Raw genomic sequence first — 23,707 nt, forward strand, 5'->3', positions numbered from 1 at the left:
TTTAATTGGCGATGAACGGTTGGATCAGCGAGGATACATAAGGTGCTTAACGACGTTATCGACAAGGTCACCCAAGCGGTAATCGAGCGCAGTGCAGCAAGTCGGCAAGCGTATCTTGAAAAAATTCGTCGCGCCCATCGCCCTGGGGTGTCGCGAGGGCATTTATCCTGCGGTAATTTAGCGCACGGTTTTGCCGCTTCAGATGCTCACGACAAGTCTGCACTGGCGATAGATCGCGCGGCGAACTTTGCCATTGTCTCTTCTTATAACGATATGTTGTCGGCCCACCAGCCGTTTCAGGATTACCCCGCGCAAATTAAAGCGGCGGCTCGCGAGTTGGGCGCCGTAGCTCAGTTCGCTGGTGGTGTGCCGGCGATGTGCGACGGCGTGACCCAGGGGCGTGAGGGCATGGAACTGTCGCTCTTTAGTCGCGACAATATTGCGATGGCGGCTGGCGTTGCGCTTTCTCACGATATGTTTGATGGCGTTTTATGTCTTGGTGTGTGCGACAAGATTGTACCGGGCTTGGCAATTGGTGCGCTGGCCTTTGGGCATTTGCCCTGTTTGTTTGTACCCGCAGGGCCGATGGAGTCGGGGCTGCCCAACGCCGAGAAAAGCCGTATTCGCCAGCTTTACGCCGAAGGCAAGGTAGGGCGAGCGGAATTGCTCAAGGCGGAAAGTGAGTCTTATCACAGCGCCGGTACCTGCACTTTTTACGGCACTGCAAATAGCAACCAAATGCTGATGGAAATTATGGGTATGCAGTTGCCCGGCAGTTCGTTTATTAATCCGGGCACGCCGATGCGCGAAGCAATGACCAAAGCCGCGGTTGCTACGCTGAATACATTGTCGCCGCTATCGCCGGAGTTTTTGCCGCTCGGTGAGATGATTAATGAAAAGAGCATTATCAACGGCATTATTGGCTTGTTGGCAACCGGTGGTTCTACGAATCACACCATCCACCTCGTCGCCATTGCCCGCGCAGCTGGGGTAATTATTAATTGGCAAGACATGGCCGAGCTGTCGGAAGTGGTGCCCTTGTTGTGCCGGATTTACCCTAATGGCTTAGCCGATGTAAATCATTTTCAGGCTGCCGGCGGCATGCCGCTATTAATTAAAGAATTGCTGGATAACGGGCTGCTTCATAACGATGTGAGCACGGTCGCTGGTGCAGGTGGCATGCGGCGTTATTGCAAAGAGCCCTTTTTAGATCAGGATGGCAGTTTAGTGTGGCGCGATGGGCCGACAGTCAGTTTGGACGCAGAGATTATCGCCACAGTCAAAAAGCCCTTTAGCAAAGAAGGGGGCTTGCGCTTGTTGCAGGGCAACCTTGGACGCTCGGTGATTAAAACCTCGGCAGTCAAGCCTGAGTATCGCGTGTTAACGGCGCCTGCGGTTATTTTTAATGACCAAGATGAAATGAAGGCCCGCTTTGATTCTGGTGATCTTAATCGCGATTTTATTGCCGTGGTGCGTTTTCAAGGACCCAAGGCGAATGGTATGCCTGAACTTCACAAATTAACGCCATTGCTTGGTGTGTTGCAGGACCGTGGCTACAAAGTTGCTCTAGTAACGGACGGTCGTATGTCTGGGGCGTCGGGCAAGGTGCCTGCGGCAATTCATTTAAGCCCAGAGGCCCTTGATGGTGGCCCAATAGCGCGGTTGCGTGACGGCGATATGATCGAGTTCGACGCCGAGCGCAGTGTCTTGCGGGTACTTGACGAATCTGTGTTCGAGCGGCCGGTAGCGATTTACGCCGGTGGCCATCAAGAGGGCATGGGGCGCGAGTTATTCTCTTGTTTTAGAAAGTTAGTGAGTGATGCCGAACACGGTGCGTCGGTAATGGATATGTAGTTGCCCACGGTTGCTAGGAAGCCTTCGGCTATGCGCCCTTGTTGGTGACTGACCTCGTAAATAATTAGGAAATGGTATGACAGAGCCCTTTGATATTGTCATTTTTGGTGGTGCTGGCGATCTCTCGTTTCGTAAGCTTATTCCCGCGCTGTATCGCAGTTATTGCGAGGACAAATTGCCCGCTAGCTCAAGGGTGATTGCCTGTTACCGAAATGGCCAATGGCAGTCTGCTTATCTGTAACACATCAATGTGCACTGCAAGAACGCTTGAATGCAAATTGCGGATTACTCAGGTATTTATTCGCCATGTAGCCGCGCTGGTCGGCGCGGCAGATGGGCACGATGCCCCATGATCTGAGAAGTTTCTCAAACAAACTCGCTGTTTACTCCTAGTGTTCTATACTTTTTGAACCAGTGGGGAGTAGTGGTGGGTTCACCTATATGCCTCTTAGCTTGCGCTGCCCTCATTTTCAGTTGATACCGAAAAGTGGTAGATCGTAACGCGTGGTATTTTGAGTTGATTTTTTGTAAACGGGAGCTCGCTACATTGCGCCAGAGGTCTCCTGCGACGATGATCATTATGGGAAGCGCCGGCTATGGTCGATTGCAGTAGATTATATGACGTGCGCGCAACAGCATTTTGCCTTTGCGTAGGCTTGGCTGCCAGTGAGCTTAATGCCAAGGATTATCGCGCTGAAGATCTCGCGTCGTTGAGCTTAGAAGAGCTGTTAGATATTGATGTGTCGCTGGGCGTGCGTCGAGGCGAGTCGCATAGGGAGTCGTCTGCGGCAGTGTATGTGTTGAATCGGGATTCTATTGCGCGGTCTGGTGCGACTAGTATTCCTGAATTATTGCGGCTTGTGCCCGGCGTTGAGGTTACTCGGTTTGGCTCTGCCAAATGGGGTGTCGGTATTCGGGGGTTTAATGGCGGCATATTTACCAATCGCCTGCTTATTTTGGTTGACGGGCGGAGTATGTTTTCTCCCGCCAAGGTTGGTATGTTTTGGGATACCCTCGATACCCTCATTAATGATATTGAACGCATTGAAGTAGTGCGTGGCCCAGGCGCATCGCTATGGGGTTCTAATGCCTTTAATGGCGTTATTAATATTGTGACCCGGCACAGCGCCGATACTCAGGGCGGCATGCTGGAAGTGGGCGCTGGCAATGAGGAAAAATGGTTTACGGGCTATCGCTTTGGGGTGCAGCTAGGGGAGCAAAAATACCTGCGCGCTCACATTAAGGCCTTTGAGCGTGACGATGCTATTAGGCCCGACGGCCTTGAAAATCGTGATGGCTGGAATTCGGTACAGGCTGGACTACGCTACGATCAAGGCAGCCCTGAGTTAGGTGCCTTTAGCCTACAGCTCAATGCCTATGAAGGTGCGGAGGGGGAGGAACTCGTGCTTCCCGATCAAAACGCCCTAAATTTACAAAGCTTGCTCTACGCCCGAGCGGAATTTTCGGGCATTAATTTTATGACGCATTGGCAGTATCAGCAAAATGAGCGATCGCATTATAGTCTCAAATTCTATGCCGATCACTCAGAGCGAACCGACCTGCTGTTTAATTTGACTGTTGACAGTTACGACGCTGATTTTCAACACAGCTACCGTATTGATGATCGACAGCGCTTGGTTTGGGGCTTAGCTTATCGCTACACCGACGACAAGCTACCTGACCAGTATATTCGTTTTACCCGTGAGCAGCGGCATTACGACGTGGCGAGTGGTTTCTTGCAGTATGAGTTCGCGCCCACTAAAAATTGGCGTTTAATTACCGGCAGTAAATTAGAGCATAACGATTTTAGTGGTAGTGAGGTTCAGCCGACTGCCCGCGCCATTTGGCGTTATAACGCGCATGGTTCGGCGTGGTTAGCGATCTCTCAGGCGAAGCGCACGCCCAGTCGCACGGAACATGACGGTCGTGTCGATTTTGATTACGTTGCGCCGCAAGTTCAATTGCAGATCCAGGGTAGAGAATCTTTTCGCTCGGAATCGCTGCGAGCGTACGAGCTGGGTTGGCGGCAGCAATTTAGCCCTGCGGTGAGTGTGGATATCGCACTATTTTTTAATGAATACGAGGGCTTGCGCACCTTGGAACCTGGCGCTCTCGAAGCAAATTCTGCGCCCCCACCAGCGGCCATAATACCGATCATCGCTAGCAATGGCGCCGATGCGCGCTCATGGGGAGGTGAACTGGTATTGAGCGCAGTGCTGAGCCCTAACTGGCGCACAGAAGTGCAATACAGCAATGTGCAAATCGATGTTGACGCCGATACCAGCGGCGACCCAACGGCAACAAATGCGGAAGGTGAAAGCCCGCAACATCGTCTGACATTTCGTTCTAGCTGGGATTTGAGTGGGGGCTGGGGAGTCGATACAACACTGCGCTATGTCGATGACCTCGATGGTCAGCGTATCGATGAATACACCGAGCTCGATGTTCATGTCAGCAAGCGAATTGGCGAGGCAGTGACGATTTCCTTCGTCGGCCAAAATTTGCTCGACAGTAGCCATGAGGAATATGTCGATAAGGTGGTGGGCACGCCTCGGGTTGAGGTTGAGCGGGGCGGCTACCTAAAGTTTAAACTGAATTTTTAAGCGTTAAGGCTCGATGGCAAATCGGCTTTAGTACGATCTGTTTATCCGCGCCTTTTGTACGCCATCGGTTTTGTCCCCGTCCATTTTTTGAAGGAACGAATAAAGGCGCTCGGTTCTGAAAAGCCAATTAAAAATGCGGTTTCTTCTACACTACAGCCCATGCTGCTCAAGTGAAAAATGGCTGTGTCGCAGCGTACCCGATCTTTAATTTCTTGATATTGGAAACCCTCCTGGCGTAAGTAATTGCGGAGGGTGTGGGGGTGTATATTCAGGACCTTAGCAAGATCGGCAAAACTGGGCTTATTCTGCAGCGTTGCTTCAACCAGTGAACTTACTTTGTAATGCCAGCTTTTCGAGGTATAGCGCTGGGTAATCATTGCCAAATTTACGTGGTTTAAAAACTTCTCTAAAGCCTGGGCTGAAATATTTACATTTTGCTCAAGCAAAGAGGCGGAAAATTGAATTTGCGCGTGGTCTTGCTGATAGTGAATATTTTTAGTGAGAAAGAGGTTCCAGTATTCCGCCGCATGGGGCTGCTTGCTAAAACTGAAATCAACTCGGTGCAGGGGAATTTGTCTGCCAATCAGCCAGTTGGCGGTGCGGTGTATGTAAAAGAGGAATGACTCATACAAATAGGGGTCAAACTCTGAATTCGCGGTATTAGGCGTGAGCGAGATACTCGCGATGTCATTGTGTATTTCTAAATTCGTATTTAAGCCCCAGGGGATTAGGCGGTAAAAGCGCGTGAGGCGTTTTAAGGCCTCGCCTAGGCTGGGGGCATTGGCCGCGAGTTCGGTCATGGTCGTCCAGCAGCCGAGCTTTTGCGCTTGGGCGCCAAATCCCATCAATTCGTCGCCCATGGCTTGCATCGTGTCGCGGCAGAGATTGGCGTAATTTTCGGCTGGGATTCGGGCATTGGCTTGCTTGAGCAAGCTGGGGCTAATGTGGTTTTGATTCAGTAGCTTAAGTTGTAAGTCGGGTTGCTGTTGCAAGTTCTGCAGGCATTTCTGCACGAAATAAATGGCGATAGTGGGTGATCGCATATCGGGTAGCCCAATTTGACTGGCCTCAAATTATAACAAAATGTCTATTTTTAACTAGCTCAATGTCATTGTTTTGGCGCTTGTCACAGGCGCAAAATGCGCCCTAATTAATTTGTGGTGCGGTGGCCGCACAAAAATGAGCTTATTGGGGTAGTTTCTGCCCCTTTATATTAATCATGCACTCGAGTGCTGGGAGTCGATATGAACATTCAAGGCAAGGTAGCGGTAGTTAGTGGTGGCGCATCAGGCATGGGCTTAGAAATTGTGCGGCGCTTGGTTAGTCTCGGCGGCAAGGCGGCAATATTTGATTTAAATGCTACAGCTGGCGCGGCGGCCGTCGCAGAGCTGGGTGAGTCGGTGGTTTTTGCCGAGGTTAACGTTACCAGCGAAGATTCTATTAAGGCCGGTATTGAGCAGACCATGGCGGCCTTCGGCGCGATCCATATTTGCGTTAACTGCGCAGGTATTGCCACTGGTAGCAAAACCCTTGGTAAAAACGGTCCGTTCCCACTAGATTTGTGGAACAAAACCTTGGCTGTAAACTTGACTGGCACCTTCAATGTACTGCGTTTGTGTGCTGAGCAAATGGCAAAAAACACCCCTGAGAACGCCGACGGTGTTCGCGGCGCAATTATTAATACTGCGTCGGTGGCGGCCTTTGAAGGTCAGGTTGGTCAGGCGGCGTACAGCGCCAGTAAAGGCGGTATTGTCGGTATGACCCTGCCAATTGCCCGCGACCTGTCAACGATTGGTATTCGTGTTAACTGCATCGCCCCCGGCTTGATCAATACCCCCATGTTTGAATCGCTGCCCGCGCCGGTGTATGAAGCATTGAGTAGCACGCCGCTGTTCCCCAAACGTCTTGGCCGCGCCGCCGAAATAGCGCACATGGTGACCAGTGTTATTGAGAATGACTATATCAACGGTGAATGTATTCGTATGGACGCCGGTTTGCGCATGCAGCCCAAATAATTACACGATAAATTCTGATAAATACCGCAAAGGAAGGCTTCCGGGCCTCCTTGAAAATTGAGTGGAGCTAATGATGACTGAAGCGTGGATTATTGACGCCTGCCGCACCCCCCGTGGCATTGGTAAATTGGGTAAAGGGGCTTTGGCCGATATTCATCCCCAACAATTGGGGGCTTGCGTGCTAAAAGCACTGGTAGACCGAAATACCTTAAATACCGCCGATGTCGACGACGTAGTGTGGGGCACGAGCTGCCAAAAAGGCCGTCACGGTGGCGATATGGGCCGTATGTCGGCGCTCGATGCTGGCTTTGATATCCGCTCTAGCGGTGTAACTTTAGATCGCTTCTGCGGCTCGGGTATTACCAGTGTGAATATTGCGGCGGCCTCTATTATGTCTGGCATGGAAGATGTCGTCATCGCGGGCGGCGCTGAGATGATGTCGAGCTATGGTCACGACAATGGTCTGCCAGTAGTGATGGACAGCGGCAATATGCGTCTGCGCGCCCGCCACCCCCAAACTAATCAAGGGGTGTGTGCTGATACGATTGCGACCCTGGAAGGTATAGATCGCGAGGCACTGGACAAGCTTGCGGTGGTAAGCCAGCAGCGCGCTGCTCACGCAATTGAAAATGGCTATTTCGACAAGTCTTTGGTGCCGGTATACCACGAAGATGGTCGCCTGGCGCTGGATCGCGAAGAGTTTCCAAGGCCGAGCACAAGCTTGGAATCCTTGTCGCAATTAAAGCCGTCTTTCCCGGCCTTGGCCGATCAGCCGCTAGACGAAGAGGGTACGACTTACCGCTCATTAATGCAGGCGAAATACCCCGATATTGAAATTAATCACGTTCATCATGCGGGTAATTCATCCGGTGTGGTTGATGGTGCAGCGGCAATTTTGTTGGCTTCTCCGGCTTATGCAACTAAGCAGGGTTGGAAGCCAAGAGCCAAAGTGCTGGCGATGGCAAATATGGGCGACTGCCCAACATTAATGCTAAATGCACCCGTTGCTGCCGCTGAAAAAGTATTGAAAAAAGCGGGACTCACCATCGACGATATTGATCTGTTCGAAGTGAATGAAGCATTTGCCGTGGTTTTGGAGCGCTTTATCCGTAAACTCAATATAGACCGCGACAAGATCAATGTTAACGGCGGCTCTATGGCGCTGGGGCATCCGATTGGCGCGACCGGTTCGATTCTTATTGGCACGGTGCTAGATGAGTTAGAGCGCCGCAACCTTAAGCGCGGGCTCATTACCATGTGTACGGCGGGCGGCATGGCGCCGGCGATTATAATTGAGCGTATGTAATACAGGCGGATAGCAAGCATGAATTTAAACCTCTCAGAAGAGCAGCAATTTATTCAGCAAACTGCACGGGATTTTGCCGAGAAGGAACTTGTCGGCAACGCTGCCAAGCTGGATGCAGGTCAGGGCCAAGACGAATTTTTAGCGAATCTTAAAAAGCTCGCTGATTTAGGTTTTATGGGGCTGAATGTCGATGCCGAATACGGCGGCACCGAAGCGGGGACCGTGGCGTTTAGTTTGGCAATTAGCAGTATTGCCCGAGGTTGCGCCTCTACCGCAGTGACCGTGTCGGTTACCAATATGGTGGCCGAAGTGATTCAGTCGGTGGCGAGCGTTGAGCAGAAACAAAATTACCTGCCCAAAATTTGCTCCGGTGAATATTTGGCGGCGGGCTTCTGCCTAACCGAGTCGGGTGCCGGCTCAGACCCCTCGGGGATGAAAACCACTGCAGTGCGCGATGGCGACGGCTGGGTTTTAAATGGCTCCAAAGCCTATATCACCAGTGCCGAGTACGCTGGGGTGTTTGTCGTGTGGGCGGTAACCGACAAAGACGCGCCGCGCGGTAAGGGCATTTCCTGCTTTTTGGTTGAGCGTGAAACGGCTGGTCTTACCGTGGGGCCGGCTGAAGAGAAAATGGGCCAGAAAGGTTCGGCAACCAATCCGGTGTATTTTGATGATTGTCGTATTCCTGCCAGCGCGCTTATGGGCACCTTAAATCGTGGTTATCAAGTGGCTTTGGGTGAGTTGGCCGGTGGCCGTATTGGCATTGGATCTTTAGCCTTGGGTTTGGGTGAAGCTGCACTCGACTACGCCAGAGACTACGCCAAAGAGCGCCAGCAATTTGGTCAGCCCATCGCTAATTTTCAGGGTTTGCAATGGATGTTGGCTGACGCTTACACCGAAATGGAAGCGGCCCGTTTGCTATTGATGCAGGCGGCGTTCACCAAAGAGAGTGGCGGCGATTTTGGCAAGCAGGCCTCTATGGCTAAATTGTTTGCCTCGGAAGCCGCCAACCGAGCGTGTTATACCGGCCTGCAAATTCTGGGCGGCAATGGCTATAACCGCGAGTACCCCCTGGAGCGCTTGGCCAGAGATGTGCGGATTACCAGTATATATGAAGGCACCAGCGAAATTCAGCGCATGATTATTTCACGCAGTGTATTTAGTTGATTAGTCCGCTTTAGTGCTAGTGCGAACTGGTCAGTGCCTGTTGTTTTAAGGTGCTGGCCAGTTCATCGCCCAAGTATTTTTCAATTATATAGTGCACGCCATATAACACCGGCGTCATGACCACGGCCATCATAAACTTGTAAATATAGTTCACTACGCCAATCGCAAAAACCAATTGTAAACTCCAGTCGGCGCCAATATAAAAGGCGATGAACAGCACCACAAAACTGTCGATAAACTGGCTGACCAAGGTGGAGCCGGTGGCCCGCAGCCATATCCAGCGTTCCCCAGTGATTTCTTTCACTCGGTGAAACACTTTTACATCAATAATCTGACCAAGTAAAAAGGCGACTAGGGAGCCAAGAATAATCCACAAACCCTGGCCAAACACCAATTTAAATGCTGCATCGTAATCGCTGACCAGCGCCCGTAAATTATCTTGCTCGCTCTGTGGGAGTGCTGGGCTAATATGGGATTGCGGCCAAAAATCCGCTGGCACTAAATGAATGCCAATAAAAAACATGGCAAAGGCGTACACAATTAAGCCCGCGGTGAGGTAAGACAATAGCTGCACACCGCGCTTGCCGTAGTATTCATTAATAATGTCGGTAAGCACAAAAACAAAGGGCCAAAGTAAAACCCCGACCGTAAGATTGAAGGAAAGGTGTTCAATGCCAAAAATACTGAGGTCAAGCGGCGGCATGCCGAGGGTATGCTCGAGGGAAAATATTTTTACGCCGATCAATTCCGCGATCAGGGCATTGGCCACAAAAAAGCCGCCCAGAAAAATAAATAGGCGGGTGGCTTTATTATTAAGGGTATTGCTCATCATGGGCGTATCCTAATGGCGAAATTGCGGAGCGGGAATACTGGCGCCGAAATGCGGTAATATGGCGGATTAAGGCATTTTACATTAATCGACCTTGGTCGACAGTTTTGTGCGGTAAAGCGATCAGCGATTTATGCACACTAGATGATTAGAGTGAAGCGAGTTTCTATGTCAGTTCAACATTACGCACCGCTGGTGCTTATTACTGGGGCCTCACAAGGCATTGGCGCGGCGATCGCAAAGTGCTTTGCTAACGCCGATTTTCCGGTGCGTCTGGCACTGCTTGCACGCACTCGCAGCGGGCTGATGGACGTTGCGGCGGACTGCGCCAAGGCGAACTCGGTAAAGATATACACCGTTGATGTGAGCAACGCGGAGCAGGTGGCTGCTTTCGCCCAGACACTCAAGTCAGAGATGGGTGAGGTCGACGTCCTCATTAATAACGCTGGAAGTTGGTTGGGCAGCAGTATTGTCGATATGGCGGTAGCCGATTTTGACCGTATTATCGCGGCCAATTTGCGCAGCACGTTTTTGCTCTCGAAAATGGTATTACCGGCCATGATCGCAAAGGGGGCCGGGGATATTTTTAATATGTCTTCAACGGCGGGTTTCGAAGGCTATGCAGGGGTCTCGGCCTATTGCGCTGCCAAGCACGGAGTTAGTGGGTTTACTAAGGCGCTGCGCGAAGAAATGCGGGGCACAGGCGTGCGGGTGTGTTGCGTGTCACCAGGGCCGACTCATTCCCCTTCTTGGCAGGACAGTGGTGTGGCCAAAGAGCAGTTAATGCCCGCTGAAGATGTGGCGCGCGCATTCCTAGCGATATATAAACTCGACCGCAATGTGGTGGTAGAAGATATTGTGCTGCGGCCGCAGGCTGGGCATATACGAAGTAATTAGGGCCTAATTTACCCGCTCGGTAATAATCTATTTAACTGCGTATTTTCGAAAACTCTTCGTCCATTCGCATGAACATATAGATCCCCATTTTGTTCTCGTCATCAGAGAAATTCGCGGTAATCCGCTTTATGACATCACAGGCGCTGGCGATCATTTCGTCGCAGTGTTGTTTGCCTGCTGGGGTCATTTCAATGAGTTTTTCACGACCTGAATTTGGGTCTTCCAATATAGTGATATAGCTCAATGGTTCTTTTGCTAGGGCACGCAAAGCTTTGGAAACACTGCTGCTGGTAATGTCATACCAGTTGGTCATCATTTTGACGATGTCTTTGCGGCTAATCGTCGTTACGTCTCGGCGTTGAGACTCTGATCGCAGAATCCACATAATAACGGTTTGGTGGCGATCGAGTCGGCCACACTCCATCAACCCTGCTTCTATCTTCATCCCAATTGAAAAGTGTATCGGGTAAAAATAATCCAGAAACATATTGGGAGCGTTATCTGGATTTACAGGTACGTCGTCTGCGGTTTTCCAATGCTTGTTCAAGGCGGGCCTCAATATACTGATTTGTAGGTGAATTTAGGTTCCTAGTTGGGCTATGTCAAGATATATCACAAACGACACTATGCTATATTGGAAATAGTTTCCTATTGACACTATTTCCTTGCCGCATTATATTTGTCGAGAAATGATAATGCGAGTGAGTAATGAGCAGTCAAATCGATATCCAATTACAAAGTGCGTTCGATGCACTTCGCCACGGTTACGGTGAAGAGCGCTTCCCGTCCTTGAGGCAGCGAGTCAGTCGTTTAAGTCGTTTAAAGGCTCTGCTGGTCGAAAATGAAGAGGCGCTTTGTGCCGCCTTATCTACGGATTTTGGTTATCGCTCGGTAGATCAAAGCTCGTTTGCCGAAATTACCACCACGATTAAGTCTGTTAATTACGCACTTAAGAATGTGAAGTTTTGGATGCAGGCCTCGCGCCGCACGCCGGATTTAAGCTTGCGGATGAGCGGTGCAAAGACCGCCACTCAAGCTTTTCCTAAGGGTGTAGTGGGTATTGTTAGTCCTTGGAATTTCCCGATCAATCTTGCGCTATCACCACTGGTGTCAGTGCTTGCAGCGGGAAATCGCGCCTTGATTAAACCCTCTGAATTCACTCCAACAAGTTCAGCATTATTGGCAGAGCTAATAGGGAAATACTTCGAAAAAACAGAAGTGGCTGTGGTGTGCGGCGAAGCCGAGCTTGCTCAGCAATTTGTCACCTTGCCCTTTGATCACCTGATTTATACCGGCGGTGAAACGGTGGCGAGACACATTATGGCCGCCGCGGCAGTGAATTTAGTGCCACTCACCCTCGAGCTTGGTGGCAAATCGCCAGTCATCGTTAGTCAGTCAGCCAACTTGAAAAAGGCCGCGCAGCGTATCGCGTTTGGTAAGTACTTTAATGCTGGTCAAATTTGCATTGCACCAGATTATTTAATGATCGCTCCTGAGCGTCTTGATGAGTTTCTCGCTTGCTTAAAAGACGCTGTTGCCTCCATGAATGCCAATGCGGATTCAGTCGACAGCGTGACCGTGATCAACGACCGCCATCGCCAGCGTCTTGCCGAATTGGTCATTGAGGCAACAGAGCAGGGCGCGCGAGTTGTGAGTTTTGGTGAAGAAAGCGGTGAGCAACCCTACAAACTAAATATCGTCATCGACGCGCCTGAATCGACAAAAATCAGCTGCGACGAAATATTTGGCCCGTTGCTGTTAATCAAAACCATTGGCAGTTTAGAGGCCCAGATAGCTGAAATCCGCAAGGGCGGGCACCCCTTGGTTATTTATTACTTTGGTAATAACGAAAGCGAATTTAACACCGTTGCCGAGCAAACCTCGTCCGGCGCCTTGGTCAAAAACGAAGTTATTTTTCAATACGCTAATGATGACCTGCCCTTTGGTGGCGTGGGTCGTAGCGGCATGGGTAAGTATCGTGGCCTCGATGGCTTTAATGAGTTTTCTCATACCCGCGCAATATTTAAATCTGGGTGGTTGGATATTTCTGGCTGGGTGACCCCGCCCTACAACCCACAATTCAGAATGCTTAACAAAATAATGAGGAAGATATGAGTAGTAACGTAGTAGATGGTGCTGACACCAATTTGAACGAAGTTGTTGCGAATATGCTGTCACCTGAGTGTATTCAAAACCCGTATCCTGTGTATAAAAAACTGCGGACTCAGTCGCCAGTACACGGTTTGCTGGATTATCCGCCAGGCACTGTACCCGGTGTGGACACGCCATTTCCTGCGTGGGTAATTACCCGCTACGCCGATGTGGATTACGTGCTTAGCAATCCAGATGTTTTTTCTTCTGAAGATCCAATGCAGGCGAATTCAAGTGCGCCGAGCTTAATGCTGGTAAACCACGATAAGCCGCGTCACACCGATCTGCGCAACCTAGCCAAAATGGCCTTCACGCCCAAGCGGATTCACGACAATATCGTTGAGCGTCTACGCAGCGACGTTAGCGCAATTGTTGATGGCAATGTTGGCCAATCAATTGATTTCATGGAAGAGGTTGCGGGGGTTATTCCCGCGTTGGTAATGACCTATTTGATGGGCTTGCCGAAGGAAGACTACAAGAAACTAGTGCGTTGGGCTAACGCCTTTATGGTGTCATCTGATTTTACCCCGCAGGAGCGCCAAAGCTGTAATGAAGAATTATTTCACTACTTTGTGGCAAAAGTAGGCGAGCGCTATAGCGATATTGAAGCAGGTAAAAAAGTAACCGATGACCTGATGACCGCGTTTATTACCGCGGAATACGAAGGCAACGGCCTGAGTAAAGAAGAAGTTGTGCTGTTCTGCATCACCTTGGTTGTTGCCGGAGCGGAAACAACAACCTATTTCCTAGGGAACTTGATGGGCGTCATGCTGGAAGACAGCAGCTGGTTTGAGCGCCTCAAGCAAGATCGCAGTTTAATCCGCCCCTTTATGGAGGAGTGTTTGCGTCGCGACGGTCCGCCGCAGCGCTTGTTCCGCTGTGTTCTCAAAGACTGCGAAGTCGGTGGGCAAGCGATAAAGGCAGGTGACTGGGTGGCGTTCTTTATGGCCGCGGCGAATCACGATGAATCGGTATTCGAAAGCCCTGAGCAGTTCATTCTCGGGCGTAAAAATGTTTCTAAGCACGTTACCTTTGGGCGCGGAATACACCATTGCTTAGGTGCGCCTTTGGCGCGGATCGAAGCAGAGATAATGTTGAACACAATGTTTGATAAGTGCGCCGCAATTGAAGGTACGCTTGCCAATTCTAGTCGTCAATCTGGAGGTTTACTTGCTTACGGTTTTAGCACTTTGCCGTTGAAGTTGGTATCGACTAATCCCTAGCTATTGAAGCAAATGTTTAAAATTTGGCTTTATGAGGTAGATCGTGAAGGTAGTTATTGTAGACAGAGAGCAACAGCAGAGCACCTATGAGGTGAATGATGTCCACGAGTTGTTTAGTGCGCTCAGCGACGAGATGAAAATAGATGCACTGTGTGGTGGCTGTTGCTCCTGTGCAACTTGCCACGTGTATCTCGGTGATGAATATGAGCATGCTATGAATGAAGTTGCCCACGACGAACAAGAAATCTTGGACGGCCTAATGCACACGGCAGAGAACAGCCGCTTGTTGTGTCAAATGACATTGCAGACGGAAATAGAGCACCTTGAAATAACCATTGCACCCGCTGAATAAGAGGAAATAAAAATGACAGAGAATACTGCAGCAAGTCTCGAAGCGACCAATCTGGCGCTTACAAAAGAAATATTTGTGCGCTTCGGTAACGGCGATGTCGACGGTATCGTTGAGCTTTTGCACGATGAAGCTGTAATCGAGTTTTATGGCCCAGAAGTCATTCCCTACGCGGGTGAATACCACGGTAAAGAACAGTGTAGAGAATTCTTTAGCACGGTTTTGGCCTCAGTAAATATCCACGTCTTTGATGCAGATGAATTTATTTGTGAAAACGACCGCGTTATTGTTGTTGGAAAGCTGAGGTTAACCACCAAAAGCAATGGCAATGAAATTAAGTCGCCATTTGTACACGTGATTACCTGCAAAGACGGACGCTGGTCTTGGTTTCGTGATTTCATGAATACGGCTGTGGCTCAAAAGGCGTTTGCTACCAATGGCGCTTAATCATCGCAGTGTTTATACGTCGGACGTCGGCTTGTTTGTTTTGCTGGCCACGCCGCTTCTTAATGAAATTGTTATAGAATTCATTCTGAGTTTTGGAAACAGTGACTTTTACCAAGGTGGGGCAAAGTCAGCAGTAAATGCCTTTGTGGGTATTGCTGGGGTCTTGGGTCTTGGGTTTTCGCTACTTCGCTTGAAAATAGCGGATTCGAGGCTGGTGGCAAGTATTAGCTTCTTTGTTAAGGCAGCTGCAGCCTCCTGGTTATTGAGCGCTTATTTATACGGCCTATCACCTGTGTTTCTAGTATTGGCCGCGGCAGATTTTTTGTCAGCATTAGTGCTTCTGAAGGCAATGATCTTTAAAACATAATGATTAGATAAATTTGAAATTATGTTATGAAATGACGAGCTACTCATAGCAAATAATATATTAATAAAATGGTGTAAAACTGATGAATAACAGTTACATAAAATCGAGTTTAGCTATTGTGGCGGGAATTGGCTTAGTCTTCCCGATCTACAGTTTGGCTGCTAATCAGGGCAGTCGTCTAATAGAAGAGGTGATGGTTACCGCCCAAAAGCGGGAGGAAGATTCGCAAGATATTCCTATTATGATCAGTGCTTTTAGCAGCGAAAAATTAGATGCCATGGGCGTTGAGTCGACTGCTGATTTACAGAAGGTAACACCTGGTCTCACGTTCACCTATGCGTATGGCTACACCGTAATTTATTTGCGTGGTGTTGGAAGTGACGCGTTTTTGCCAAATGCTGATCCAAGCATCGCCACCTACATCGATGGCATCAATATTGGTCCTAGCCAAGGCAAGCAAGATACCCTTGGCGCGGTTAAGCGTGTCGAAGTACTTAAGGGGCCTCAGGGTACTTTGTTCGGTCGCAATGCTACCGGTGGTGCAATTAGCATTATCACTGAAGATCCACCAGAGGAGTTTGGCGGTTACTTTAAGACCGAGTTTGGCAACTATAACGCCCGCCAAAATCAACTGTACTTAGGTCTGCCAATTGGTGACAGTTTAGGCGCAACGGTGTCTTTGTTTGAAAGTTACCAAGACCTCTACGGCCGTAATGAGGTCTATGGTGAGCCAGGACCAATGCGTGACGAGTTCGCTGAAGGGGCGCGGGTAAAACTGCGTTGGGACCCCGCTGACAGTTTTGCCATGACTTTAATTGCTGCATACGGAAATCAGTTTTCCAGTAACTCATTATCACAAGAGAATACTCGCCCATCGCCGCTATTAGGTGGTGGTGTTGAACCCGATGAGTTGGATCGGGTTTGGCACAACAATGACCTTGGCGGCAACTCAACCATGAATGAGCTTTACGGTGGTATTTTTGAGTGGCATCCGGGTCCTGTTGATCTTAAGTTTATTTACTCTGAGAACTACGCCATTGTCGATGAGGCGCATTACGACCTTGATTCCACCGAGAAGGCCGAGGCGTATTTCTACAGTGCCGATCAGTTTAACGATCAAAAAACCTATGAGCTGCAGATTTTGTCGAACGAAGACACTTGGTTATCAGACGATATTGAGTGGGTTGCAGGTTTGTACCGTTTGGAAGGTGAGGGCGGCTTTGGTAGCTTATATCTCACGCTTAATGCTGCGGGTGTTTCGTCGGCCCTACTGGGGCTGCCAGACTTTTTGGCGCCGATTTTGGGGCCCATTCTAAATTCTACGCCAGACATCGTACTCGGGAATGGCGGTATTCTGACTACAGAGTCGAATTCAGCTTACGCTCAGGCAACGTGGTTTACTACGAATTGGCTGAATGTCACCGCAGGTGTGCGTTATCAAGAAGAAGTGCGCGGGATTACCAATAGCTATTTGGATGTGGTTAGTCCGCTTGCTGGCGATCCACCAAATGAATATTACAAATCGGGTGATCGCTCGCAAAATACGCGTATCTCTGACTTTACCGCGCCAGACCTGGAAGAAAACACGGTTTCGCCGCGTATCGCTGTGCAAATTTTCCCGACAGAGAATATCCAGTTATTCGCGTCGGCCCAGCGTGGTTATAAAAGCCCGACCTACAATATAGTTAACTTCTTTACCAACCCAGATCCGGTTGAGCGAGAAGAGGCAACTGCCTTTGAACTCGGTATTAAAACTGACTTGCTAGACGGCACACTGCGTTTGAACGGTGCACTGTTTAAAACCGAAATTGACGGTTTACTCACCGCCTTGGTTGCTATTCCCTCTGGTGGTGTCGTGACCTTTAAAAACGCGGGTACCGGTGAGATTGAAGGTGCGGAAATTGACTTTCAGTGGCAGCCAATGCCGAGCTGGAATCCTGGTCTAGTGTTTACCGGTGGCGCAACCTACTTAGATGCGATTTATTCTGAGTATAAAGATGGCGCTGGTTTTGATGATGACACTGGCTTGTATTTCGGTTCAGACAGCTTAGTTGGTGATACTTCTCGCGATTTTAGCGGTAATAAGATTGTTCGTACTCCGCGTTTTAGCTCGAGCGTTTCGGCTAACCAATTCGTCAGTATGGGCGATTTCGGCGACCTTGAGTTCGGGGTGGATTACTACTACAACAGTGGCTATAACACCACGCCACAAAACTCGCCTTTTTACGAGCAAAGCCAGTTTGAAACATGGGCCGCGCGTATTTCTTACTTCTACGACCCGCTTGGCTTGCAACTAACTGGGTTTGTGAATAACGCTAAAGATGAAGAGTATACCCAGGCTATGGTACAGCAAGACTTTGGTCGTACGGTCACCTTGGCGCCGCCGCGCACTTACGGCCTGCGCTTGAAATGGGAGTTTGGCGGATAAGTTTGATGCCTTGCCGGAGCCTGTAGGTTCTCATTGACAGTGCGCAGCGCTCCGGCTTTTTTAATAATGAAGAAAATGGAGTTCGTGATATGAAAAGCAAAAAAAATGATACACGCTCAACACTCTCAGCCGTTGTGCTTGCATCGTCGCTATTAATGAGTGCGGAGAGCATTGCGCAAGTTGATTTGATTAATTTATTTAGCCTTAGTTCTGGCCCTAGTGCTGATGTATTTACGCCAATACTTGAGTTGGGTGTGCTACCGCGCAGCTTAGAGAATGGCGGCGTGTTCATGCAGGCTGGTCAGGATATTTTGCTGAGTGATCAGGGGCCTGCCGCGACTGTGCTTGGTCTGGGCGGACCCTTAAAAGGCCAGCTAGTCCCTGTGCTGGATATCTTGGTAGAAAATCCACTTAGCCTTGGAGATTACTTTATGGGCGGCGGAACAATTATTTCCCAGGAGCTGGCTTTGCCGCCGATTCCTATTGTGAATGCGCCATTGACTGGCCTATAGGGCTAACGTAACAAGGGCCTGAGCATGCCTTCTAAACCATTGAGTTTGATTTCATACATCAAGCCCAATTGCTCGCCAAGTTTCCCTGCCGGAAAACCCTGTTTGTGGAACCACACTAAATAGGGTTCCGGCAGTTCTAGTAATTTTCTGCCTTTGTATTTACCAAAGGGCATGACTTGATTGACTGCATCGATCAGCTGTTGCGGGTTTTGCTCGAGATCCATTATCGCTTTCCAGTCTTACTGGTCTTGTCGCTCAGTGCTTTATTTTGATTGCTCTGCCATGAGTTTGCGCCAAGTGCGATGAGGCGAAGCTGCTTTTCTGCCAGGGCGATGAGTTCGTCATCGTCTTCGCCTCGGGGTCTGGCCATCAATTGTTGGTTCACGATTTGTATCATGGAACGGATCATTAGGTTGGCGAGCATCCGCAAGTCCGACTCACTCCAATTGTCGTGGGTGACCAAGCGACTTAAATCGCGGGCCAGCTCAATTTCTAACTGCTTGAATTCATCGTTGATTGCCTCGCGGATGCAGGCAACGCCACCAAAGCTCTCTCGGGCAATAAACTGAAACTGACGACGATGGGCGCGAACATAAGTAATAAACGTCTCGACCGAGCGGCGAATAATCAGTTCTTCGGGTATCGGGTTAGCGCGCACTGTGATTAGCATGGCGCGCAGGGTGCTGAAGGAGGTGGTTACCAGCTCAAGGCCGAGGGTGTTCATGTCGGGAAAATGCCGGTAAAAGGCGCCCGGAGTAATACCAACTTCGCGGGTAACTTCGCGAAGGCTAATGGCGTCGAAACTTTTATCGCGACTAATGAGTTCCAGTACCGCTTCCAGCAAGGCCTGTCGGGTATTGATTACAGTGTCACTATGGCTGCGGTGGCGTTTTTGCGGGCGACTCATTGGGGCTGGCTACTCATTTTTGCTAGGGCAATACCGTTAAGTGTACAAGCCCCAGCCGGTCGAGGCTACGACTTGTACTGCGCCCAGTCGATTAAGCGGCCTGTGGAGCGGTGGGGTTGCGGGGTGGTAGTGCTAGCCTGAATATTTTTACCCACACCGTGGCGTACTGGCTGTACAGCGGTCCAGTATTGTAAGGCAGACCGTATTTCTCACAGATTTGGCGAACCTCAACCGACATTTCAGCGTAGCGGTGGGCGGGCACATCGGGAAACAAGTGGTGCTCAATTTGGTGAGAGAGGTTGCCACTCATTACATGGAAGAGCTTGCCGCCAGTAAGGTTGGCAGAGCCAAGCAGTTGGCGGTAATACCAGCGGCCACGGCTTTCGTTTTCGCAGGACGCTTCGGTAAAGCTGTGTACGCCATCGGGGAAATGTCCGCAAAATATAATCGAAAAACTCCATATATTGCGAATGACGCTGGCGCTGACATTGGCGGCGAGAACGACCGGAAATAAGGGGCCAGCGAGTAGTGGATAAAGGATGAAGTCCTTACCCCAGATTTGTGCGGTTTTACGCAGTGACAATTTGAGCTCTGGCCAAACGTCTTTAAAGGTTTTTCGACCGGAACGAAGACTGTCGATCTCTACACCGTGCAGGGCGACGCCCATATCGAAAAACAGCATGAGCAGGGTGGCAAATATCGGGTTAGCGAGATAGGCAGGGTGCCATTTTTGCGCGGGGTCCATACGCAATATGCCATAGCCGATGTCGCGGTCTTTATCGAGAATATTGGTGTAGGTGTGGTGCTCGTAATTGTGGGAGTAAGCCCATTGGTCGCCGGGGCAGTTGGTGTCCCAATCGTAATGACGGGAGTGAAAGCGCGGGTCGCCCATCCAGTCGTATTGGCCGTGAATAATATTGTGGCCAATCTCCATATTATCGAGAATTTTGGCGATACCCAGGCCAATACTGCCAGCACTGAATAGCAGCCAAAACAGCGGCCAGCTGGCAATGCTTAAGGCTATGCTGAAACCGAAGAGTGAGGCTGGTAAAAACAACAGCGATGCAAAAATACTCAGACGCGCGCCAATGGTGAGCAGATGGTGAATCTTAACCAATTTTTTGATGTAGCGGGCGTCCCGCTCGCCGCGATCGGCGAGGGCGCGCTGCTTTACTGCTTCGATTTCAGCGCCGAAAGCGTTGAGTAGCGCTGGGTTCATCGCGGTGGTGTTGGTATTCATTTTATTTCTTCTCCAGTAATGTCGATCGCTATAGGGCGAGGCTGACATCGCCAAGTGGCTGGGAAATACACAGGCGAATATATTCTTCACCGTGACTGATTTCACCGCTGTTCATATTGCGCACGCTGCCTTCGGTTTTAAGGCAGCTACAGCTATGGCATATCCCCATGCGGCAACCTGCTTGAGGCTGCAGGCCGGCGGCTTCAGCTTGCTCCAGCAGATTTCGGCTGTCGCTGCTGACTTCACAGTGGCTATGTTTAAAGGCCAGTGTGCCAACGACCTCGGTATTGCCGGAGACACTGCTGACCGCTTTGAAACGCTCAGCGTGAAATTTCTCGCCGTGTCCGAGCAGCTGGTACTCCTCGCTAACGGCCTGAATTAAGGCTTCGGGGCCGCAAACAAAGCACTCGGGCAAGCTCAGCGCACCGGTGTGGCCGCTAAGCGTATTTTTAAAGCTCAGGGCGGCGAGTAAATGCCGTTGGCTAAAATGCCCGCTCAATTCACCAGTTCCATCGCTGAACACCGGTAATAGCGAGAAGTTGGCGTGGGTACTAGCAAGTGCCTGCAAGCGCGAATGGAAAAGGGTATTCGCTTCATCGCGGTTGTAATACAACAGGGTAATACCACCCTTGTAGCCTTGCTTTAAGACGGATTCCAGCATGGCCATGATCGGTGTGATGCCGCTACCTGCTGCGACCATCAACAATGCGCCGGGCAATTGTGGCGGCAGCACAAATTCGCCCATTGGCGGTGAAAGGCGAATTAAATCGCCAACCTTTAACTGACGATTAATTTGCGTGGAAACAAGGCCGTCTGCCTGCGCCTTTACGGTAATTGCAATGCGTCCGGCGCGACGGTTTAAGGAGTAACTGCGGCTGTGTAGGCGACCATCAATTTCGATATACACCTGGCAAAACTGACCGGGGCGAAAGCCGGGCCACTCGCCATTTGGCGCTAACACCAAGGTCACCGACTCGTCGGTTTCCCGGTGAATTGCCGTGATATAGGCCGGAATTCGATTCTGATCCAGCGACCACATCGGATTCAGCACTTCTAAATAGCGGCCCATTCCGTTTGGGGCCGCGAGGGCATTAATCAGCCGAGAGTCGGCAATTCGACGCCAGGTACTACGCGATGGATTCGTGCTGAGCTTCATTGCTTTCTCCGTGTAGTGGATAGTGATAATTAAATGTGTTTGTGAACATGTGTGCACTTTATGCGCGCAAAAGCCTTAAGTCAACGGGTGTTTACAAATAATTTACATGTATTTCCATTTGCCTTTCTGGAGTATTTTTGTTCTAAGTCATTGAAATTATTAAGTTGTCATCTGATTTTATTGATATTTACACCTGTAAAGTTTTTAATTTTGCTGATTTTTACCAATAGCTTTGCAGCCACAATCGCGACGCTTTGCCGGCCATCAACGCGTGCGGCTGGGATTGGCAATAACTATTCTGTTAAACTTCGCCCCCCAGTATCCGCCTAGAACGAGATTGAATATGACGGAACAAGCTTCTGCCCAGCAGGTGGTTCGCGATCATTTGGCCAAGATTCACGAGCAGCCTCAGGTGCCCGCCGCCGAACGCGTTGAACTGCGAGATAAAATCAAACGCTTGCTGAAAGAGCGCAATGCGGTGCTGGTTGCCCATTACTACACCGACCCAGAAATTCAGGCCTTGGCCGAAGAAACTGGCGGCTGCGTTTCTGACTCGCTGGAAATGGCCCGTTTTGGCCGTGACCACCCCGCGTCGACCTTGGTCGTGGCCGGGGTGAAGTTTATGGGCGAAACCGCAAAAATTTTGTCGCCAGAGAAGCAGGTGTTTATGCCGACCTTGGAGGCAACCTGCTCTTTAGACATCGGCTGCCCGATTGAAGAGTTTTCGGCATTTTGCGACCAGCATCCTGATCGCACCGTGGTGGTGTATGCGAATACGTCTGCTGCTGTAAAGGCGCGAGCCGACTGGGTAGTGACCTCAAGTATTGCGCTAGACGTTGTTGACCATCTCGACAGCGAAGGCCAAAAAATTCTGTGGGCGCCAGACAAACACCTCGGCGATTATGTCCGCCGCGAAACCGGTGCCGATGTATTGCTGTGGGATGGCGCCTGTATTGTTCACGAAGAGTTTAAAGCCCAAGGCATTCTCGATCTTAAAAAGGTCTACCCAGACGCCGCGGTACTGGTGCATCCAGAATCGCCAGCGAGCGTCGTGGCAATTGCGGACATGGTCGGTTCAACCACCCAAATCATTAACGCGGCGCGTGACCTACCGAATAAGCAAATGATCATCGCCACTGATCAAGGTATTTTCTACAAGCTGCAGCAGTTGGTGCCAGATAAAGAGTTCATCATAGCGCCGACCGCTGGTAGTGGCGCGACGTGCCGTAGCTGTGCAAATTGCCCGTGGATGGCCATGAACGCCTTGGATAATCTCGCCTATGTGTTAGAACACGGCGGCAACGAAGTACACGTCGACCCCGCTCTCGGGGTGCAAGCCATGAAGCCGCTCACCCGGATGCTGGACTTTGCCGCGGCCAAGCCCAAGTCTTGAGTAGCTCACCAGCACCGGTATTTTATAAAACCAGCGCCGCCTGCGATGCCATGGCGGCGCGCTTGGGTTTGGACCTTGTAAAAAAATGGCTGCCAAACTCAGAACAACTTTATGTTTTTTTTGAACAAGGCCGTCTCGGCATTGGCTTAGCGCCTACGCAGCGCGAGAATCCCGTCGCCGTGGATTTTGTTCACGCTCTGCAGCACCGCCACCCCGGCAAAGAATTATTAATCAAAGCGTTAGGTGGCAAGCGGCCAACGGTAGTTGACGCGACTGCCGGTCTCGGTCGCGACAGCTTTGTGATGGCCACTAACGGCTGCACTGTGACCATGTGCGAGCGCATGCCAGTGGTTGCCGCACTACTAGAAGACGGCTTAATGCGCGCCAATATCAGCATCGACACTATGGATATCGCGGCCAGAATGAGCTTAGTGAAGTCAGGCGCCGCAGACTATTTGGAACAGCTTAGTGCGATAGATTGCCCGGACGTGGTCTACCTCGATCCCATGTTCCCAGTGTCCGGCAAATCAGCATTGGTTAAAAAAGAAATGCGTCTCTTCCACTCGCTGGTAGGTTTAGATGAAGACAGTGCTGCCTTGCTGGATATTGCACTGCAAAGAGCGCGGCACAGAGTCGTTGTTAAGCGCCCACCCAAGGCGCCGTATTTAGCTGAGCGCAAACCCCAGCTCTCGGTGACGGGCAAAGCGGTGCGTTTCGATATTTATCCGCTCAAGGCGTTTGCCAAATAATTACGGTTTATTTTTTTGCGTGTGATCATCTCGTTGCGGCGTTTTATTTTTTTAGATGCCCGCACATTCAATTTGTGCTGGCTACACATAAGCGTGTGATACCCAAACATGTAA

At 50.2% G+C, this 23,707-nt stretch carries 23 protein-coding genes; 16 read left to right on the plus strand and 7 right to left on the minus strand.

What is annotated here, in order from left to right:
• Nucleotides 1–42 precede the first annotated feature (42 nt).
• From edd to AZF00_RS05685, 3 genes are all read left to right on the plus strand, one after another.
• Entirely contained in the window at nt 43–1,854 is a 1,812-nt protein-coding gene (edd, locus tag AZF00_RS05680) for a phosphogluconate dehydratase (RefSeq protein WP_062383334.1), read from the plus strand.
• Between the two features lie 76 nt (nt 1,855–1,930).
• Nucleotides 1,931–2,095, plus strand: coding sequence for a hypothetical protein (locus tag AZF00_RS19130; protein ID WP_082793655.1), 165 nt, complete (start codon nt 1,931–1,933; stop codon nt 2,093–2,095).
• A gap of 382 nt (nt 2,096–2,477) precedes the next feature.
• Entirely contained in the window at nt 2,478–4,457 is a 1,980-nt protein-coding gene (locus AZF00_RS05685) for a TonB-dependent receptor plug domain-containing protein (RefSeq protein WP_197465715.1), read from the plus strand.
• A 41-nt stretch (nt 4,458–4,498) separates the two neighbouring features.
• Here AZF00_RS05685 and AZF00_RS05690 read toward each other — a convergent pair whose 3' ends face one another.
• On the minus strand, nt 4,499–5,500 hold the full coding sequence (locus AZF00_RS05690; protein WP_008246836.1) for an AraC family transcriptional regulator: 1,002 nt from the start codon (nt 5,498–5,500) through the stop codon (nt 4,499–4,501).
• A 201-nt stretch (nt 5,501–5,701) separates the two neighbouring features.
• Here AZF00_RS05690 and AZF00_RS05695 point away from each other — a divergent pair, with 201 nt between their 5' ends.
• The 3 genes from AZF00_RS05695 to AZF00_RS05705 all read left to right on the plus strand — a co-directional run bounded on the left by AZF00_RS05695 (nt 5,702) and on the right by AZF00_RS05705 (nt 8,945).
• Complete coding sequence (locus tag AZF00_RS05695; RefSeq protein ID WP_008246837.1) at nt 5,702–6,472, plus strand: SDR family NAD(P)-dependent oxidoreductase; 771 nt, start codon at nt 5,702–5,704, stop codon at nt 6,470–6,472.
• 73 nt (nt 6,473–6,545) lie between these two features.
• Nucleotides 6,546–7,778: an acetyl-CoA C-acetyltransferase gene (locus tag AZF00_RS05700; protein WP_008246838.1), complete on the plus strand. Its 1,233-nt coding sequence runs from the start codon at nt 6,546–6,548 to the stop codon at nt 7,776–7,778.
• 18 nt (nt 7,779–7,796) lie between these two features.
• The gene (locus AZF00_RS05705; protein WP_008246839.1) at nt 7,797–8,945 is read left to right on the plus strand and encodes an acyl-CoA dehydrogenase family protein; all 1,149 of its coding nucleotides are present in this window, start codon (nt 7,797–7,799) and stop codon (nt 8,943–8,945) included.
• A 16-nt stretch (nt 8,946–8,961) separates the two neighbouring features.
• Here AZF00_RS05705 and AZF00_RS05710 read toward each other — a convergent pair whose 3' ends face one another.
• Nucleotides 8,962–9,777, minus strand: a complete 816-nt coding sequence (locus AZF00_RS05710) for a queuosine precursor transporter (RefSeq protein WP_008246842.1) — start codon at nt 9,775–9,777, stop codon at nt 8,962–8,964.
• Nucleotides 9,778–9,942: 165 nt separating this feature from the next.
• Here AZF00_RS05710 and AZF00_RS05715 point away from each other — a divergent pair, with 165 nt between their 5' ends.
• Nucleotides 9,943–10,671 carry an SDR family oxidoreductase gene (locus tag AZF00_RS05715; RefSeq protein ID WP_008246843.1) on the plus strand — a complete coding sequence of 243 codons (729 nt, stop codon included), beginning with the start codon at nt 9,943–9,945 and terminating at the stop codon, nt 10,669–10,671.
• 31 nt (nt 10,672–10,702) lie between these two features.
• On the opposite strand, the gene AZF00_RS05720 is transcribed toward AZF00_RS05715, so the two are convergent.
• A complete protein-coding gene (locus AZF00_RS05720) occupies nt 10,703–11,218 on the minus strand; it encodes a winged helix DNA-binding protein (RefSeq protein WP_050985158.1) in 516 nt (171 codons plus the stop codon).
• A 161-nt stretch (nt 11,219–11,379) separates the two neighbouring features.
• On the opposite strand from AZF00_RS05720, the gene AZF00_RS05725 reads away from it, so the two are divergent.
• The 7 genes from AZF00_RS05725 to AZF00_RS05755 all read left to right on the plus strand — a co-directional run bounded on the left by AZF00_RS05725 (nt 11,380) and on the right by AZF00_RS05755 (nt 18,148).
• Nucleotides 11,380–12,786: an aldehyde dehydrogenase family protein gene (locus AZF00_RS05725; RefSeq protein WP_008246848.1), complete on the plus strand. Its 1,407-nt coding sequence runs from the start codon at nt 11,380–11,382 to the stop codon at nt 12,784–12,786.
• A complete protein-coding gene (locus AZF00_RS05730; protein ID WP_008246849.1) occupies nt 12,783–14,045 on the plus strand; it encodes a cytochrome P450 in 1,263 nt (420 codons plus the stop codon). The genes AZF00_RS05725 and AZF00_RS05730 overlap by 4 nt, the downstream gene beginning before the upstream one ends.
• Nucleotides 14,046–14,088: 43 nt before the next feature.
• Nucleotides 14,089–14,397, plus strand: coding sequence for a 2Fe-2S iron-sulfur cluster-binding protein (locus AZF00_RS05735; RefSeq protein ID WP_008246852.1), 309 nt, complete (start codon nt 14,089–14,091; stop codon nt 14,395–14,397).
• A gap of 12 nt (nt 14,398–14,409) precedes the next feature.
• Nucleotides 14,410–14,841, plus strand: coding sequence for a nuclear transport factor 2 family protein (locus tag AZF00_RS05740; RefSeq protein WP_008246853.1), 432 nt, complete (start codon nt 14,410–14,412; stop codon nt 14,839–14,841).
• Nucleotides 14,831–15,208: a hypothetical protein gene (locus AZF00_RS05745; protein WP_062383337.1), complete on the plus strand. Its 378-nt coding sequence runs from the start codon at nt 14,831–14,833 to the stop codon at nt 15,206–15,208. The genes AZF00_RS05740 and AZF00_RS05745 overlap by 11 nt, the downstream gene beginning before the upstream one ends.
• A gap of 82 nt (nt 15,209–15,290) precedes the next feature.
• Entirely contained in the window at nt 15,291–17,636 is a 2,346-nt protein-coding gene (locus AZF00_RS05750) for a TonB-dependent receptor (protein WP_008246855.1), read from the plus strand.
• An 89-nt stretch (nt 17,637–17,725) separates the two neighbouring features.
• Nucleotides 17,726–18,148, plus strand: a complete 423-nt coding sequence (locus AZF00_RS05755; protein ID WP_008246856.1) for a hypothetical protein — start codon at nt 17,726–17,728, stop codon at nt 18,146–18,148.
• A gap of 2 nt (nt 18,149–18,150) precedes the next feature.
• On the opposite strand, the gene AZF00_RS05760 is transcribed toward AZF00_RS05755, so the two are convergent.
• The 4 genes from AZF00_RS05760 to AZF00_RS05775 form a co-directional block, all read right to left on the minus strand.
• Nucleotides 18,151–18,372, minus strand: coding sequence for a DUF3820 family protein (locus tag AZF00_RS05760; protein ID WP_008246857.1), 222 nt, complete (start codon nt 18,370–18,372; stop codon nt 18,151–18,153).
• Nucleotides 18,372–19,055 carry a TetR family transcriptional regulator gene (locus tag AZF00_RS05765; RefSeq protein WP_008246858.1) on the minus strand — a complete coding sequence of 228 codons (684 nt, stop codon included), beginning with the start codon at nt 19,053–19,055 and terminating at the stop codon, nt 18,372–18,374. The genes AZF00_RS05760 and AZF00_RS05765 overlap by 1 nt, the downstream gene beginning before the upstream one ends.
• Nucleotides 19,056–19,146: 91 nt before the next feature.
• Entirely contained in the window at nt 19,147–20,295 is a 1,149-nt protein-coding gene (locus AZF00_RS05770) for a fatty acid desaturase family protein (protein ID WP_008246859.1), read from the minus strand.
• 28 nt (nt 20,296–20,323) lie between these two features.
• Nucleotides 20,324–21,451: a ferredoxin reductase gene (locus AZF00_RS05775; protein WP_008246862.1), complete on the minus strand. Its 1,128-nt coding sequence runs from the start codon at nt 21,449–21,451 to the stop codon at nt 20,324–20,326.
• Nucleotides 21,452–21,794: 343 nt separating this feature from the next.
• Between AZF00_RS05775 and nadA the strand changes: the two genes are divergently transcribed.
• Nucleotides 21,795–22,844: a quinolinate synthase NadA gene (gene nadA / locus AZF00_RS05785; RefSeq protein ID WP_008246868.1), complete on the plus strand. Its 1,050-nt coding sequence runs from the start codon at nt 21,795–21,797 to the stop codon at nt 22,842–22,844.
• On the plus strand, nt 22,841–23,593 hold the full coding sequence (locus AZF00_RS05790) for a class I SAM-dependent methyltransferase (protein WP_008246870.1): 753 nt from the start codon (nt 22,841–22,843) through the stop codon (nt 23,591–23,593). The genes nadA and AZF00_RS05790 overlap by 4 nt, the downstream gene beginning before the upstream one ends.
• Nucleotides 23,594–23,707 lie beyond the last annotated feature (114 nt).

This window comes from Zhongshania aliphaticivorans (genome assembly GCF_001586255.1).
Classification (GTDB): domain Bacteria; phylum Pseudomonadota; class Gammaproteobacteria; order Pseudomonadales; family Spongiibacteraceae; genus Spongiibacter; species Spongiibacter aliphaticivorans.